Here is a 16,574-nt window from a genome sequence, read left to right on the forward strand (position 1 = left end):
CTGTTGTTGGCAGATATTATGCCATGGATAGGGATAAACGATGGGAACGCGTTAAAATAGCATACGATTTATTGGTTAATGGGAAAGGCGAACCTTTTAATAATATTTCTGAAGCGATGCAAAAAAGCTATAGCGAAGGTATCACCGATGAATTCATCAAACCAATTTCTATGGTTAATACAGCCGGGGAACCACTGACTAAAATAAAAGACGGAGATGTGGTCATATTTTTCAATTTCAGGACAGACCGGGGCAGAGAACTTACTCAGGTGTTAAGTCAAAAAGATTTTCATGAACAAAATATGCATAAACTGGATCTCTACTATGTAACCCTTACTAACTATGACGATTCATTTAGCGGTGTACATGTAGTTTATGACAAAGATAATCTTAAAGAGACCTTAGGTGAGGTCCTTGCCCTTAACGGCAAAAAACAGATTCGTATTGCTGAAACAGAGAAATATCCTCATGTAACTTTTTTCTTTAACGGCGGCAGAGAAATCCCTTTTGAGGGTGAAGAACGGATATTATGTCCTTCACCAAAGGTGGCAACTTATGACCTGAAACCGGAAATGAGTGCTTATGAAATTAGAGATTCTATAATTCCCGAGTTGAACAAAGGAGAAGTGGACTTTGTGTGCCTCAACTTTGCAAATCCGGATATGGTAGGACATACCGGGGATATGAAGGCTGCCATAAAAGCCTGTGAGACAGTTGATTCATGTGCGCAAGCGGTTATCACCGCAGGATTGAAAAACGGATATACCACATTGGTTATCGCAGATCACGGTAATTGTGATACTATGATCAACCCGGATGGCACGCCTAATACTGCACATACCACAAATCCGGTACCCTTAATCCTGGTTGATAAGGATATAAAAAAAATAAATGATGGTGTGCTTGGTGATATTGCTCCGACAATTCTTCAACTAATGGGAATTCCACAACCGGCATTAATGACGCAACACTCTTTGATATAGGTGGAATGTATTAAATTTGAATAATGGTAGTTATTAAGACATTAGAAGAAATTGAGCTTCTTAGAGAGAGTGCATTGGTAGTTTCCAAAACTTTAGGCATGCTGGCCGCTGAAATTAAGCCGGGTGTTGACGGTCTTTACCTGGATAAATTGGCAGAAGAATATATTCGTGATCATGGTGCTGAACCAGGTTTTCTGGGCATGTATGATTTTCCAAATACATTAAACCTGAGCCCGAATGCACAGGTGGTCCATGGCATACCAAACAAAGAACCATTGAAAGATGGGGATATCATATCTGTAGATTGTGGTGCCCTAAAAAACGGATTCTACGGAGATCACGCATATACTTTTGAAGTTGGAAATGTTGATGAAGAGACCAAAAAGCTTCTAAGGATTACTAAGGAATCTCTTTATATAGGAATCAGGGAATTCAGGGCTGGAAACCGTGTTGGAGACGTTGGTTTTGCAATTCAAAATTACTGCGAAAGCCATGGATATGGAGTAGTACGGGAACTCGTAGGTCATGGTCTTGGAAAAAAGCTCCATGAAGGACCCGAGATGCCAAATTATGGTAAGCGCGGAAGAGGAAAGAAATTCGTAGACGGGATGGTAGTTGCCATTGAACCTATGATTAATATGGGTACAAAGCGCATAAAACAGCTCCGTGATGGATGGACCATCCTAACTGCCGACGGCAGGCCAAGTGCTCATTTTGAGCATAATGTGGCTCTTATTCAGGGTAAACCGGAATTACTTTCAACCTTCCAATATATCTATGAATCGCTTGGTATAAAAAATAATGAGGAAGAAGAATTTAGGACAAAGAAGCTTCAACTCTAATCTCCAAAAGGATTTTGAAAAAACTATTCAAATATGTCCTAAATAAAATACCCAGGCCTTTTTTAATTCAACTGAGCTATCTGGCAAGTCCTGTCCTATCTGTGCTACTTAAAGGGGATAAGTATACAGATCCAATTGATGGTAAACAATTTAAAAGTTTCCTGCCCTATGGCTATGAAAACCCCAGGGAAAATGTTCTTTCGCCCTCTACCCTATCACTGGAAAGACATCGACTTTTGTGGTTATACCTGAAAAATGAAACGGATTTTTTTACGGCACCACACAAGGTTTTACATTTTGCACCGGAGCAGGCCTTCTATAGAAAATTTAAGAAGCTAAAACAACTGGAGTATACTACTACAGATCTGAACTCTCCACTTGCCGATGTGAAAGCAGACATATGTGCGCTACCTTTTAAGGATAATTCCTTTGATATTATTTTATGCAATCATGTATTGGAACATATCCCGAACGACAGAAAAGCAATAAGCGAACTCTATCGTGTTCTTAAACCTTCAGGTTGGGGTATTTTTCAAATACCTCAGGATCTTAAAAGAGAAGTCACTTATGAAGATGATTCTATTACCGATAAGAAAGAGCGGGCTAAAATTTTTGGACAATACGATCATGTTCGTATTTATGGACGTGATTATTTTGACAGGCTAAAAGAAGCAGGATTTAAAGTTAATGAGGTAGATTACACATCGGGTATGCCAGTTTCGGATATAGAAAAATACAGATTGGCAAAAGGGGAAATAATACCCGTTGTAAGCAAATGATCAGTATACTACAAGCTTTTTGAATTCCGGTGTCATAAATTCCGTTACCTCTCCAATTTCATCAATATAAATAATATATGCATCCAATTCTTTGTGAGAGTCCAAAAGTTTTATGGATTCTGATAACTCCATCGCCATAAATGCTGTGGCATACGCATCGGCTTTTGCACAATTTTTTGCAATAACACTGACAGCAAGAATATTAGCATCCCTGGTATAACCAGTTTTCGGATCAATTGTATGAACATATTTTTTGCCTGTGATTGAATCCACCCGGAATTTTCTATAATTTCCTGATGACGCCATGGCATTATCTCTAAGCTGAAGTGTGAGTTTTAACCTTCTTCCCTCCTCAATCTGAGGATCATCAATACCAACAATCCAGGACTTTTGTTTCAATTTATTCTCTCCTTTGGCAATGATCTCACCTCCAACTTCAATTAAATAATTTTCAATATCTTTTTGATCTAAAAGCTCAGCCAGGCGGTCTATCGCATATCCCTTGGCAATTGCATTGAAGTCGAAGAAAATTCTGGAATCATTCTTAATCACTCTTCCCTCTTCGGTTAAACGAACTTTATCAAAGCCAACGAATTGCAGAATACTATCCACTTTGGTACTATCCAATGCCAGTTGTTTCCCCGGGCCAAAGCCCCATGCGTTTACAAGAGCGCCAACGGTGGGATCAAAATAACCATTAGTATTAGAATAAACTTCTTTTGAAAGTTCAAACACATCCCGAAACATCTTATCCACAACTATGATTGAATCTCCCTGATTAATCTTAGAAATATCTGAATCGGGCAAATAGGTAGACATGGAATGATTTATAACTCTGAATACAGAATCTATTTCCCTTTCCAGATTGATTGTTTCCGGGTACAGGATCGTAATACTATATGAAGTACCCAGTGCACCTCCAAAGTGTGTGCTTTTAACATAGGTGCCAGAATCAAGTCCACAGGAAGCTATAACTGTCCCAAGCAGAAAAAGATAAAGCACCTTGATTCTAAATTTCGAGAAGACCATCATATTGTACAAGATAAGCTTCATTAAGATAAACAGGTAGATTTTGATCTTCAGCATTGAACAAACCTACCCCGGCATAATAAGTTTTAGCCTCAAATTTGGATGCTTGTTTTTTAATTTTCATCATAAGGCCCTTGTCATATATTGCAGGATCATTGGGATAAACAACATTCCGCACAACAATAAAATACAGCTGTTTATCCTTAAGGCAGACAAATTGAGGGTTCTTTAGAGGTTTACTGTTGACACCCATGAATTCATATCCTTCAGATTCCAGCTGTCTCCCTACAATATTCATTGCCAGGTTATGCAATTCTTGTTCGGTTAGCGCCTGCAACTTATTATTCATTTATCAAAAAAACCGATATTGATCAATATCGGTTTTAAATTATATGCTATTAAAATAATTAGCCTCCAAAGTCATCAAAACGTATATGTTCATCCGGAATACCAAAATCTTCTCCCATCTTTTGAACGGCCTTGTTCATAAGTGGCGGTCCACAAAAATAGAGTTCAATATCCTCAGGGGACTCGTGATCATTTAAGTAATTGTCTATAACGCAATTATGAATAAACCCAACAAATCCATCCCCGGGGGCATCCAGGCTCTCCTTAACTTTCCAGTTATCCTCTTCTTGAGGTTCCGAGAGTGCCATATAAAATTTAAAATTCGGGAACTCTTTTTCTAATTCTTTAAAATGTTCTATATAAAATAATTCCCTTTTTGAACGACCTCCATACCAGTAGGTAACCTTACGATTAGTTTTCAAGGTTTTGAAAAGGTGATATAAATGAGATCTCATTGGAGCCATCCCGGCACCCCCTCCAACATACAGCATTTCCGAATCTGACTCATTGATAAAAAATTCACCATATGGTCCGGAGATAGTAACTTTATCGCCCGGTTTTTGAGCAAAAATATAAGAAGAAGCAACCCCAGGATTTACATCCATCCAACCGTTCTTAGACCTGTCCCATGGCGGGGTGGCTATTCGAACATTTAACATTATTTCCCTACCTTCTGCAGGATAAGACGCCATTGAATACGCTCTCTCAACCACCTCGGTATTTCGCATTGTCAACGGCCAAAGATTGAATTTATCCCACTCATTTTGAAACTTATCAGGTGTCTCATGCTCTTCAGGGTGGGCCGTAATATCTATATCGGAATACTTTATCTCGCAGGCTGGAATCTCAATTTGAATATACCCTCCGGCTTTATAACCCATATCCTCAGGTATTTCTACCACAAATTCTTTAATGAATGACGCTACATTATAATTACGCACAACGGTCCCTGCCCATTTTTTAATACCAAATACTTCTTCAGGAATAGTAATATCCATATCCTGTTTAACCTTAACCTGGCATGCCAATCTTGCACCTTCAGTCAATTCTCTTTTTGAAAAATGAGGTGTTTCTGTAGGAAGCGCCTCGCCACCACCAGACAAGACATGACATTCGCATTGAATACAGGTACCACCTCCACCGCAAGCTGAAGGAAGAAATATCTTTTGATTTCCTAAAGTAGAAAGTAAAGAACTCCCGGAGGCAACTTGTACTTTTTTTTCTCCATTAATAGTTATTGTTACAGGACCTGATGGAGAAAGCTTTTCTTTTGTAAAAAGTAAAAGTGTCACCAGTAGTAACAACAATATCATAAAAGCAATAACCGTAATTGTTATAGTCCCTAAGGTGCTTGTAGCTAATATCATTCCTCTTCTTTTATTAGGTCGTTATAAGAAATCTCTTTCTCATCCAGTTCTTCATCAACTATTACTTTATTCTCTTCAAACTTTTCCGCCGTAGTTTCCTCTACCGCAGCTGGAGCTTCATCTCCACCGGTAAGCATACCACCAAAACTTTGAAAACCTATCCCCATTAATCCTGTAATAATAAAGGTAATTCCAAGGCCTCTTAAAGGTGCCGGAACATTTGAGTATCTTATCTTTTCACGAATAGCCGCAATTGCCAAAATAGCCAAAAACCAACCTATTCCCGAACTAACCCCATAATTGAAAGCTAAACCTAAGGTCTCAATCTCCCTTGATTGCATAAAAAGAGATCCCCCAAGAATAGCACAGTTTACTGCAATCAATGGTAAAAATATACCCAGGGAATTGTATAAGGCAGGTGAAAATTTTTCAACCACAATTTCTACCAACTGCACCATAGTGGCTATGGTTGCAATAAACAGAATGAATGACAAAAAACTTAAATTGTAATCCGCATATTCAGGGCCGAGCCATACTAAGGCACCATCTCTTAAGAGGTATTGGTCTAACAACCAATTAAGGGGTACCGTTACTGCCAGCACAAAAATTACTGCAGCTCCCAATCCAACAGCAGTGGCTACTTTTTTGGACACAGCCAAATATGAACACATCCCTAAAAACACGGCGAAGACCATGTTGTCTATGAAGATGGATTTAAAAAATAATTCAATATGTTCTAACATAATCTTCTCTTAAAAAGTAAATTAGTTTTCCTCTATAAGTGCCCTATTCCTGGAACGTTGTACCCAGATAATTATCCCAACAACTATAAGCGCTGCCGGGGGAATAATCATAAATCCGTTGTTCTCGTATCCGGTGGCGTACAATCCTGTTTTAGATACCGGATCTCCAAAAACCTTAAATCCAAATAAAGTTCCTGATCCTAATAACTCTCTAAAAAAGCCTACAATTATCAGAATTATTCCATAGCCTAAGGCATTTCCAATACCATCTAAAAAAGCCTTCCAGGGTCCGTTGCCTAAGGCAAAGGCTTCAAACCTCCCCATGATGATACAGTTTGTAATAATTAAACCGACAAAAACGGATAGTGTCTTACTCAATTCATATGCAAATGCTTTCAGAACCTGATCTACAATGATAACCAATGTGGCAACAACTATTAACTGAACAATAATCCTGATTTTTGTAGGAATGATATTTCGCAATAGAGAAATAACAACATTCCCTACTCCTAAAACAAAAAGAACAGAAATGGCCATAACTACAGAAGCCTGTAGTTCTGCCGTAATAGCAAGTGCAGAACATATACCAAGCACCTGAATGGTAATTGGGTTGTTATCCGCTAGCGGGTCTAATATGAGGTTAGTGTCTTTCTTTGAAAGTAGTGCCATTTTTATTTAACTCTAATGGTTTCTAAATAGTCCTTATATAAATTAACGCTTTCCCTAATCATGGCCGAAACACCATTTCCGGTAATGGTAGCTCCTGCCAGGGCATCTACCGCATTGTCATCTTTTCTGCTGTTTACAGGATCATTATTGCCTTTAGCTACTGTAATTCCTTTGAACTGGCTATTATTTAATACGGATTCCCCTGCAAAATCGTCCATAAAATAACGCTGTTTTATATTCGCCCCGAGTCCCGGTGTTTCTCCTTTATGATCAAAGTAAACCCCCTGGACCACCATATTTTCATTCAGCGCTATAAAACCCCAAATGGCATCCCAAAGCCCTTTGCCATACATGGGAATGATATAATATTTCTTTCCTTCTTTTTCACCTATAAAAAGCGGAAGTTCGGCAGATTCACCTTTCTTTATGGCTGCAATTTGCTTTTTAAGGTCAATAAGATAAGCCTCATCATTCTTCGTTATTTGATCTCCACTTATTAAAAGTTGTTCTGTGATATACTTTGAAAACTCGGCTTCTACTTTATCCGCGGGTACGAAATTTACACTGCCCTCATCCTTATTTTCATTCACCCCCATGGCATAGAGAATATTCTGCTGCTTTTCGAATCTCTCGTTCTCCTTAATTTTGCCACTTAGTGCCGAGGCAAGATATGCCAGGATTGATCCAACAACAATAACCATTATAGCAGCAAAGATTATGGTATAACTATTATTTTCCTTATTAAATGCCATAATTATAATGTTTCTACCTTAAGTTCTTTTGCTTTTCCGTCCGTACTTTTTGGAAAAATAGTTGCTTGCTTCAAGCGCTTCATCCTTCGACTGATATTACCCCTAACTACATAGTGATCAATAGTTGGCGCAAAAACATTCATTAATAGAATTGCAAGGAATACGCCTTCAGGGTATGCCGGGTTAAATACGCGTATCATTACCGAGATAAATCCTATCAGGAAACCGTAAATCCATTTACCTCTATTGGTTTGCGATCCAGTTACCGGATCTGTGGCCATATATACAATACCAAAGGCAAGACCGCCTACCAGTAGGTGTTTCCAAAAATCAAAACTCATTAATCCATAAAAAGTACTTCCTTCACCAATCCAACCTGCATCTACCACCCCATTAAAGATGAGGCCCATAACCAGAGAACCAGCTACTGCACTTACCATAATTCTCCAGCTTGCTATTTTACTGAATATCAGAAAAAGACCACCAAGCAATATTAGAAAAGCAGAAGTCTCCCCCACTGAACCGGGAATAAAGCCAAAAAACATATCAGAAACTGAATAAGAAAATTCACTGGCATTGTTCTGAGCCAGATATCCAAGGACAGTTTCACCTGAAATAGCATCGGCAGTACCCGCGCGATCAACCGCACCGTGAACCCATACTTTATCTCCGCTCATCCAGGTGGGGTAAGCAAAAAACAAAAAAGCCCTTATAGTTAGAGCCGGATTCAGAATATTCATTCCTGTACCTCCAAAAACCTCTTTCCCTATAATTACACCAAACACCACTGCAACGGCTAACATCCAAAGGGGCGTATCGACAGGCACAATTAGTGGAACCAGCATACCTGTTACAAGATAACCTTCCTCTACCTCATGACCTTTTATAATTGCAAAAATGAATTCAATTAGCAACCCTACACCATATGAGACAATAACAAGCGGCATAACCTGCACAAATCCTAACCAGAAGTTATCCCAGGTAAGAAAATGATCCATAACCGCAAAATTATCCGGAAAACCATTAATGGCGGAATAATGTTGATAGCCCGTATTAAAAAATGAAAATAACAGCACAGGAATCAGCGCCATGATTACCGTATTCATCGTACGCTTTAAATCGTCAGCAGCTCTTATGTGAGAACCATTATGTGTGGTTTCATCAGGAGAAAACAAAAATGTATGAAAGGCATTAAAGGCCGGAGCCATTTTTTTACCCCTATACCTGTGTTTCAAAATATGCAATCTTTTCTTAATGGTCAATCGTTTATTGCTCATTTTTATCCTATTTCTTTTTGTAATAAATCCAATCCTTCTCGAATTATCTGTTGATGTGGTTGTTTGGAAATACAAATAAATTCAGTCAATGAAAAGTCCTCAGGAATAACCTCATACAAACCAAGTTGTTCCATTTCATCCAAATCTTTAACCATGCATGCCTTTAATAGTTGAAGTGGATAAATGTCTAACGGGAATACTTCTTCATACATACCCGTGACTACAAATGCCCTGTGTTCTCCATTTATATTTGTATCAAGATCATATTTCTTATTGGGTTGTAACCATGAAAATGTTAGCGCTCTTGTAGCAGATATTTTATCAAATACCGGTTTGTTCCATCCAAAAAATTCGTAATCATCCCCCTCTGGAATTACACTTACCGTATTGTTATAGAAACCTAGATATCCATCCGGGCTTGTTTTTTTTCCGGTGAGAACATCGCCATTAATCACGCGAAATCTTTCATCTTTCACGCCACTGGCATATAAAAATGTTGCTATTTCTGCTCCGATTTTTGTGGTAAAATATTTAGGAGATTTTACCGCTGAACCTGCAAGGGCAACGGTACGCTGGGCATTAAATCTACCTGTTAAAAGCAACTCGCCAATTATGACAAGATCTTGAGGTGTAATGGTCCAGACTACTTCACCTTTATTAATTGGATCTAATTTATTTATTTGGGTGCCCACCAATCCGGCTGGATGTGGTCCTGACACTTTATGTAATTCTATATCTTCGAGTTGAGCAAAGGGAGAATTGGATCCTTTTCCAACGGAAACATGGACCTTACCCGGGGTAAGTTTTGACAAAGCAGTTAATGCAGCTTGAAGTTCTTCTTCTTTCCCTTTTAGGGTATAATCCACATCTGCCGCCAACGGAGCAGTAACATAGGCCGATATAAAAATTGCCTTGGGAGTAGCTGTCGGATCTGCAACATGATCATAAGGACGTTGTCTGATAAAAGGCCAGCACCCGGATTTAAGAAGTATAGACTTGATTTCTTCCGAATCAGCATCCGGTTTCATTTTGGGATGCTCCATATAGTCCTGGGTCTTATCGGCAAGAATTTTTATGGTCAGAATTTTTCTGCGTGCTCCTCTGGTTATATCGATTAATTCTCCACTCACTGGAGAAGCGAAAAGCATGTCCTGGTTATCTTTGCTATAAAACAACGGCTCACCTGCCTTTATCTCTGCCCCTTGTTTAACTAACATTTTGGGCATTATTCCATGAAAATCTAGGAGATTGATGGCGTAAACATTACTTAAAGCTGCTTTAGATGTGTTTTGTTCGGCAGCACCGACAAGATTAATGTTCAAACCTTTCTTGATCCTAATGTCTTTAGACATAAATTGTAAACATTTAGTTTATCAAAATTTCGACCAAAAATAGTACTTATGACACTGTTTTCATAATTATTAACTATAATTTTGGGCATTATACCGATATGACTTTTTTGGGCATGCATTTTGTTTACCTTTATCTCAAAAACAGGCTAAAAATGCGTTTATTTCTTAAACAGCTATTCTTCTTTTTCCTTACAACCCAGTTATTTTCCCAGATTCAGGAAGAGGTGCACCCGCCTGAAAATATAAAGACCATTATTTTTAAGGGACCAACTGATGATCAGTTCCCTGTTATTAAACTAGGAGATCCAATTTATCTCGAGTTTGATGATTTGACCGCAAGTGAACAAGACTATTATTATAAAATTGTTTATTGCAATTATGATTGGACACCCTCTGAACTACTAAAGTCTCAATACCTCAGAGGTACAGACAACCAAAGGATTATTAATTACAGTAACAGTTTTAATACTCTGCAGGCCTATTCCAATTATCGATTGACCATTCCCAATAAAGTCGTCAGTTTAAAAGTTAGCGGCAATTATGTGCTCGAAATTTATAATTCCAGTTACGAGCTTCAATTTTCAAGACGATTCGTGGTTTACACGGATTTGGCTAAAGTTGCAGCCACGACCAGGAATTCCAGAAATTTTGATCTTCTAAATCAAAAACAATCTGTACAATTCACAATTACCCCGTTCAATCTGCAACTGGTCAATCCCGTAAAAGAAGTAAAAATTACCATACTTCAGAATTATCAATGGTCTAATGTTATTAAAGATGTACCACCGCAATTTACACTGGGCAATGCGCTGGCATATAAATATGATAGTGAAACCAGTTTTTTTGGAGGGAATGAATTCCTCAATTTTGATACCAGTGATTTACGTGCTCCTTCTTCTGCTATTTCCCGTATCGAATATAAAGAACTTTACCATCATTATCTTTTTACAGACAACTATAGATTTGACAAGGCATACACCTATTTTCCTGACATTAATGGCGATTTTGTAATTCGCACCTTACAAGGCGAGGATCCCTCCAGAGAATCAGAATACACAATGATTCATTTCAGCCTTCCATATACCATGGATATTGGATTAAATGAGATTTATGTCTATGGTAAATTCAACAACTATGCACTTGAGGAAGAGAACAAAATGACTTACAATTCCGAAACCGGAAATATGGAAGCAGTAATAAAAATTAAACAGGGGTTTTACAACTATAAATATGTCCTTAAAAGTGAAGATGGCAAGATTGACTTGAACAAAGTTTGTGGTAATTTTAATTTTACGGAAAACAATTATTTAATACTTGTTTATTACAGAAATTTCGGCGATTTGTATGACAGTATAATTGGAATAGGCTCAACAAACTCTGAAAACATTACCAATTAGACACTTTTATTAAACCTGGCAAACGTGAGGTTGATAAGCTTAAAATCCTTATTAAAAACGAACAACTCGTAGCACTTAAAATTGTTTTTTGTGAAGGTAAAAAATGTGCTTGCAATGTAATTTCCGGATCCTGCTTATATGTTAAGAAATATTTCTGTAAAATGTTGTTTTTTAATTATTTAGTCAGGTGCTTTATTAAAATTTACTAATATAAAAAACGAGTAATTACAATAATTTTCATAACATTGGGTTTAAATCTATACACTTATAATTCTGAAGTTAGGGATAAATGATTCTTCGTAACAAAAATTCATATCCAAAAATATGTTTTAAGATCATTGAGCAGTTAAAAGAAAAGCTTCCCAATTATCTTACTTACCATTCTATGGATCATATTATAGATGTTGCCAATGTCTGTAACGACTATATTGAATATTACGATATTCCCGAAGAAATGGCTAAACTTATGCGCATTGCCGCTATCTGCCATGATTATGGTTATATAGAATCTTCATTAGATCATGAAGAACGCAGCATTGTTGCCATAAAACCATTTTTAACCCCTATTCTTACCAGCAAGGAAGTGGAAATAGTAAATGGGATGATAAGGGCAACAAAAGTACCTCAAGAACCAAAGACTTTCTATGAAGAAATTTTGGCGGATGCCGATTTAGACTATTTAGGAAGAAAAGACTATGATGAAATTAGCGCTAAACTATTCAACGAATATTTGCATTTCGACATCGTTTCTAATAAAATTGAGTGGTTAGACCTACAAATTTGGTTTTTGGAAAATCATAAATTTCATACAGATTTTGCTAAGAAGAACCGTCAGAAATTAAAATTTCAAAACATAAAGGAACTCAAAACTCATAGATTAGCAGCGAAACTTAAATGATATTTAATATTAACACCTGTAATTATCATCGCAAACTTTACAACGAATTCTTTTAAACTAAAGTTGGAGTCCTTCATCCTTTTAAGTTCCTTTTATAATTTGCAATTTGATCTTCCTTCTGGTTTGAATTGTAATCCGGATCATTATTAATAAGTAAAACCCATCAATTACCTATATTTTAGGGTATACAAGGCAGAAATTCATCAGAAAAAAATATACATACACCGATAATCTAATCTTAAGTTTTCATAATCAGTTCCTATTATCTATCTTGGGCACCTAAGTTTTCTTTGAACTATATTTTTTATCTTAGGAAGGTTGATTAAAATTTGGTTTTTCTTCCTACTTGAAAAATGATTTTAAGGCATTTTTTACATTAAGCTTATATTTAAAACTATTGTTAAATATACCTGGCCTAATGCGATTTTTTTTATTTTAGCAGATATAACGGATATGCTACTCATATTGAGAAATACCGTTATTTTTTAGCATGAAAAAGATGATTACACAAGTAACCAAAGGCATAAAAATTTCAGTAAATACTAGTTTTGAAGGCACGTTCTTTAAAAACTATAAAATGCATTTTGCTTTTGGTTATACTATTAGTATAGAAAATCAAAGTAAGGATTCTGTTCAATTAACTTCCAGACACTGGCAAATATATGATGCCTTAAATGACTTTGAAGTTTTAGACGGGGAAGGAGTTATTGGAAAAAAACCGGTTATTAAACCGGGAGAATCTCACACTTATAGCTCCGGATGCCTGCTTGCTTCTCCTATTGGAGCAATGAAAGGCCATTATAATATGGTAAATTTCACCACTAATGAAAAGTTCAGAGTTTATATTCCTTCTTTTAAATTCAGTGCACCCTTCGCTCTGAATTAATGATTCCTTTTACCTTGTTTAAATTTTATAAACGTTTGGGGTTTTAGTACCTTTGAATGAAATTTTAACTAACAAAAAGTGATTATGGGTAAAGGTTTTTTTGAAGTCCCGCTGGCTATTAATGAACCAATAAAAAGTTATGCTCCGGGTACTCCGGAAAGAGACGAGGTTTTAAAGCAATATAAAGAATATTTCAATGGAAGTATTGAAGTTCCTTTATATATTGGAAGTGATGAAATAACAACATCGAATACCCGAACAATGTCACCTCCACATGATCATAAACACATTTTGGGCAAGTATCATCTTGCCGAAAAAAGTCATGTTAGTTTGGCCATAGATAATGCACTCAAATCCAGAGTAGCATGGGCCTCTTTACCTTGGGAACAAAGAGCCAGTATCTTCTTAAAAGCTGCAGATCTTATTGCCGGTCCTTACAGGGCTAAAATTAATGCAGCTACCATGTTGGCACAGTCAAAAACGATTCATCAGGCGGAAATTGATGCCGCTTGTGAATTTATCGACTTCCTCCGGTTTAATGTATCCTATATGGCTCAGATATATGCAGAACAACCTGAATCATCTGAAGGGATCTGGAATAGGGTGGAATACAGACCTCTAGAAGGGTTTGTTTATGCAATTACTCCTTTTAACTTTACGGCAATAGCAGGTAATCTTCCCGCAAGTGCTGCTATGATGGGTAATGTCGTAGTATGGAAACCCAGTGACAGCCAAATTTTTTCGGCCAAAGTTATTGTGGACATTTTTAAGGAAGCTGGACTACCAGATGGAGTAATCAATGTGGTTTACGGTGATCCAGTATTGATTACAGACACCATTTTAGCTAGTGCCGACTTTTCGGGAATTCATTTTACAGGAAGCACCCATGTTTTTAAATCCTTATGGAAACAGATAGGGAATAACATTGACCGCTATAAAACCTATCCAAGAATTGTTGGTGAAACCGGCGGTAAGGATTTTATAATTGCACACCCAACAGCAAAACCTCAACAGGTAGCTACCGCAATTACACGCGGTGCCTTTGAATTTCAGGGCCAGAAGTGCAGTGCAGCTTCACGTGTATATTTGCCAAAGTCTACTTCGGTGGAAATTTTGGAATTGGTAAAGCAGGATGTCGAATCATTCAATCCTCCCGGATCTCCTGAAAATATGAGCAACTATATTACTGCTGTAATACATGAAGGATCATTTGACAAATTAGCTTCCTATATCGATCAGGCTAAAAAAGATAAGGCTGCTAGTATTTTTGCTGGAGGCAATTATGATAAGTCCAAGGGTTATTTTATAGAACCTACGGTAATACTAACCACAGATCCTCATTATTCAACTATGGAAACCGAATTATTTGGACCGGTAGTTACAATTTACGTCTATGAGGATAAAGATTGGTCCAAAACTCTAAAATTGGTTGATACTACCTCTGAATATGCTCTTACAGGGGCTGTTTTGGCAAAAGATAGATATGCAATAGATGAAGCCACGAAAGCACTCCAAAACTGTGCTGGTAATTTCTATATAAATGACAAACCAACAGGAGCTGTTGTGGGGCAGCAACCCTTTGGTGGTGCCAGGGCTTCAGGGACAAATGACAAAGCAGGTTCTGCTCAAAATTTGCTTCGATGGGTTTCACCGAGGTTGATTAAAGAAACTTTTGTGACTCCTGAAGATTATCGCTATCCGTTTTTGGGATAAAAAAGACAAGGCAATTAATCTTGGCTTTTTGAATATAAGGCTTTGATACTGAAAAGTTGAAGAGCCTAAACTTACTGTATTTAAAAAATCTGTTAGAAATAATTTTTGTTTCATTTTTTAACATAATTTCAGAGTTGGTTGGTTTATCTTAATGGTGCTTTTTACCATTAACCAAACACAACCATGAAAAGATCACTGCTACTTTTCCTCACTATTTCCAGTTTATTCACGTATTCGCAGAATCAGAATATAAAGTTGGCTTCTGATATATATCCTCCATTCACAGATGTAGAAGGTGAGAAAGGCTTTGCTCTAGAAATAGTGCAGGAGGCCCTGAATCGCGGAGGCGTTCAAATAGACCTGACCATTACAGGGTTTACCGAGGTATTGGACGGCATAAATACAGGGATTTACCATGGAAGTGCCGCCTTATGGAAAACGGAAGACCGGGAAAATTATTTGTTTTATTCTGAACCATATCTTGAAAACCGTTTGATTTTAGTGGGCCGAAAAGGAAGTGATGTAAGTGCAAAATCCTTAAAAGAATTAAAAGACAAAAAAATTGCAATCATTTCTGGCTATGCCTATGGGGCTTCCGTATATACTTCACTAGATGTTGTACTTATTCCCGGTAAGAGCGATCAGGAAAACCTGGAGAAATTATTAACATTCAAGACAGATTATATGCTGGTAGATGAATTACTCATATCCTATTTACTAAACTATCAATTAAATGATATCAGCAGATTTCTTGAAATTGGCAGCGAGGCCTTTATGATTCAACCCCTTCATCTTGCCGTTTTAAAGAATATGCCGAATGCAGAAAAAATAATTGAGGACTTTAATAGCAATATTAACACAATGATGTCTGATGGCACTTATAATAAAATACTGGAATTGAATTGGATTCAGTCCGATGTTGACGGTGATGGAGTTCTTGAACTGGTCTTACATGGAGATAGTGCTGGCAGAGAAGCGCCCGCTTCTACCTATAAATTAATGACTAAAACCGCTATGACCGAAACTACTGAAAGGTATTATATAAACGGAGAAGTTTATGATGGCTGGCAGGTTGTTCCGGCTAAATACAAAACTGACATTATTAAGGCTGCAAATATGAATAATTCTGCATCGACCGGTTTAAAATTAAAGTTCTAAGGTAATCTGTCTATTATCTCCGTAAGTACTGAATTTTACTTGAGCAAGTAAGTTCACTTTAAAAATATATGCCTTCATTATAATGTTGTCAAATCTGAAATATATTCGATTTTTTACTTTAAATATCTATTTTTCAGCTTTTATGCTGAAATTATAATTTACTTCCATTTTTTAATTTTATACCTGATTTTCAGTGTTTTACAAACCATATGTTTGTTATTCCACAATTATAATGTAAATTTAACGTTAATTAATTGTAAATTAAATTTAAAATGTTAAGTTATACTTAACTCTAAATCAAGATTATGAAAGCGAATGCCGAAGTAAAGTCAAATAAAATACGATGGAAAAAAATAGTCAGCTACGTCAAAACCTATGCGG

General features: G+C 36.9%; 16 protein-coding genes. 8 read left to right on the forward strand and 8 right to left on the reverse strand.

Annotated features, from left to right (window positions below):
- The 3 genes from gpmI to WBM60_RS05520 all read left to right on the forward strand — a co-directional run.
- Nucleotides 1-983 (forward strand): 2,3-bisphosphoglycerate-independent phosphoglycerate mutase (gene gpmI / locus WBM60_RS05510; protein WP_424282844.1); only part of this gene is annotated, 983 nt, incomplete at its 5' end.
- 23 nt (nucleotides 984-1,006) lie between these two features.
- Nucleotides 1,007-1,825, forward strand: coding sequence for a type I methionyl aminopeptidase (map, locus tag WBM60_RS05515; RefSeq protein WP_424261867.1), 819 nt, complete (start codon nucleotides 1,007-1,009; stop codon nucleotides 1,823-1,825).
- Nucleotides 1,826-1,839: 14 nt separating this feature from the next.
- Entirely contained in the window at nucleotides 1,840-2,604 is a 765-nt protein-coding gene (locus WBM60_RS05520) for a class I SAM-dependent methyltransferase (RefSeq protein WP_424261869.1), read from the forward strand.
- On the opposite strand, the gene WBM60_RS05525 is transcribed toward WBM60_RS05520, so the two are convergent.
- Genes WBM60_RS05525 through WBM60_RS05560 form a run of 8 tightly spaced genes read right to left on the reverse strand, consistent with a single transcriptional unit; the run spans nucleotide 2,605 to nucleotide 10,141 of the window.
- Nucleotides 2,605-3,657 (reverse strand): FAD:protein FMN transferase, encoded by a 1,053-nt coding sequence (locus WBM60_RS05525; protein ID WP_424282846.1) that lies wholly within the window; start codon nucleotides 3,655-3,657, stop codon nucleotides 2,605-2,607. It abuts the gene before it with no gap.
- Nucleotides 3,614-3,982 (reverse strand): Na(+)-translocating NADH-quinone reductase subunit F, encoded by a 369-nt coding sequence (locus WBM60_RS05530; protein ID WP_424261871.1) that lies wholly within the window; start codon nucleotides 3,980-3,982, stop codon nucleotides 3,614-3,616. The genes WBM60_RS05525 and WBM60_RS05530 overlap by 44 nt, the downstream gene beginning before the upstream one ends.
- A gap of 58 nt (nucleotides 3,983-4,040) precedes the next feature.
- The gene (gene nqrF / locus WBM60_RS05535; RefSeq protein WP_424276733.1) at nucleotides 4,041-5,348 is read right to left on the reverse strand and encodes an NADH:ubiquinone reductase (Na(+)-transporting) subunit F; all 1,308 of its coding nucleotides are present in this window, start codon (nucleotides 5,346-5,348) and stop codon (nucleotides 4,041-4,043) included.
- On the reverse strand, nucleotides 5,345-6,091 hold the full coding sequence (gene nqrE, locus WBM60_RS05540; RefSeq protein WP_424260805.1) for an NADH:ubiquinone reductase (Na(+)-transporting) subunit E: 747 nt from the start codon (nucleotides 6,089-6,091) through the stop codon (nucleotides 5,345-5,347). The genes nqrF and nqrE overlap by 4 nt, the downstream gene beginning before the upstream one ends.
- A 21-nt stretch (nucleotides 6,092-6,112) precedes the next feature.
- The gene (locus WBM60_RS05545) at nucleotides 6,113-6,760 is read right to left on the reverse strand and encodes an NADH:ubiquinone reductase (Na(+)-transporting) subunit D (RefSeq protein ID WP_299164020.1); all 648 of its coding nucleotides are present in this window, start codon (nucleotides 6,758-6,760) and stop codon (nucleotides 6,113-6,115) included.
- Between the two features lie 2 nt (nucleotides 6,761-6,762).
- Complete coding sequence (locus WBM60_RS05550; RefSeq protein ID WP_424260802.1) at nucleotides 6,763-7,512, reverse strand: Na(+)-translocating NADH-quinone reductase subunit C; 750 nt, start codon at nucleotides 7,510-7,512, stop codon at nucleotides 6,763-6,765.
- A gap of 2 nt (nucleotides 7,513-7,514) precedes the next feature.
- Nucleotides 7,515-8,789: an NADH:ubiquinone reductase (Na(+)-transporting) subunit B gene (locus WBM60_RS05555; protein ID WP_424260800.1), complete on the reverse strand. Its 1,275-nt coding sequence runs from the start codon at nucleotides 8,787-8,789 to the stop codon at nucleotides 7,515-7,517.
- A 2-nt stretch (nucleotides 8,790-8,791) separates the two neighbouring features.
- On the reverse strand, nucleotides 8,792-10,141 hold the full coding sequence (locus WBM60_RS05560; RefSeq protein ID WP_424276734.1) for a Na(+)-translocating NADH-quinone reductase subunit A: 1,350 nt from the start codon (nucleotides 10,139-10,141) through the stop codon (nucleotides 8,792-8,794).
- Between the two features lie 152 nt (nucleotides 10,142-10,293).
- On the opposite strand from WBM60_RS05560, the gene WBM60_RS05565 reads away from it, so the two are divergent.
- From WBM60_RS05565 to WBM60_RS05585, 5 genes are all read left to right on the forward strand, one after another.
- The gene (locus tag WBM60_RS05565; protein WP_424260796.1) at nucleotides 10,294-11,538 is read left to right on the forward strand and encodes a DUF5103 domain-containing protein; all 1,245 of its coding nucleotides are present in this window, start codon (nucleotides 10,294-10,296) and stop codon (nucleotides 11,536-11,538) included.
- A gap of 289 nt (nucleotides 11,539-11,827) precedes the next feature.
- The gene (locus WBM60_RS05570; protein ID WP_424260794.1) at nucleotides 11,828-12,436 is read left to right on the forward strand and encodes a hypothetical protein; all 609 of its coding nucleotides are present in this window, start codon (nucleotides 11,828-11,830) and stop codon (nucleotides 12,434-12,436) included.
- A gap of 499 nt (nucleotides 12,437-12,935) precedes the next feature.
- On the forward strand, nucleotides 12,936-13,322 hold the full coding sequence (apaG, locus tag WBM60_RS05575) for a Co2+/Mg2+ efflux protein ApaG (RefSeq protein WP_299164030.1): 387 nt from the start codon (nucleotides 12,936-12,938) through the stop codon (nucleotides 13,320-13,322).
- 84 nt (nucleotides 13,323-13,406) lie between these two features.
- A complete protein-coding gene (gene pruA, locus WBM60_RS05580; RefSeq protein ID WP_424260792.1) occupies nucleotides 13,407-15,035 on the forward strand; it encodes an L-glutamate gamma-semialdehyde dehydrogenase in 1,629 nt (542 codons plus the stop codon).
- A 183-nt stretch (nucleotides 15,036-15,218) separates the two neighbouring features.
- Complete coding sequence (locus WBM60_RS05585) at nucleotides 15,219-16,193, forward strand: substrate-binding periplasmic protein (protein ID WP_424260790.1); 975 nt, start codon at nucleotides 15,219-15,221, stop codon at nucleotides 16,191-16,193.
- Nucleotides 16,194-16,574 lie beyond the last annotated feature (381 nt).

This window comes from Eudoraea sp. (genome assembly GCF_049669105.1).
Lineage (GTDB): Bacteria > Bacteroidota > Bacteroidia > Flavobacteriales > Flavobacteriaceae > Eudoraea.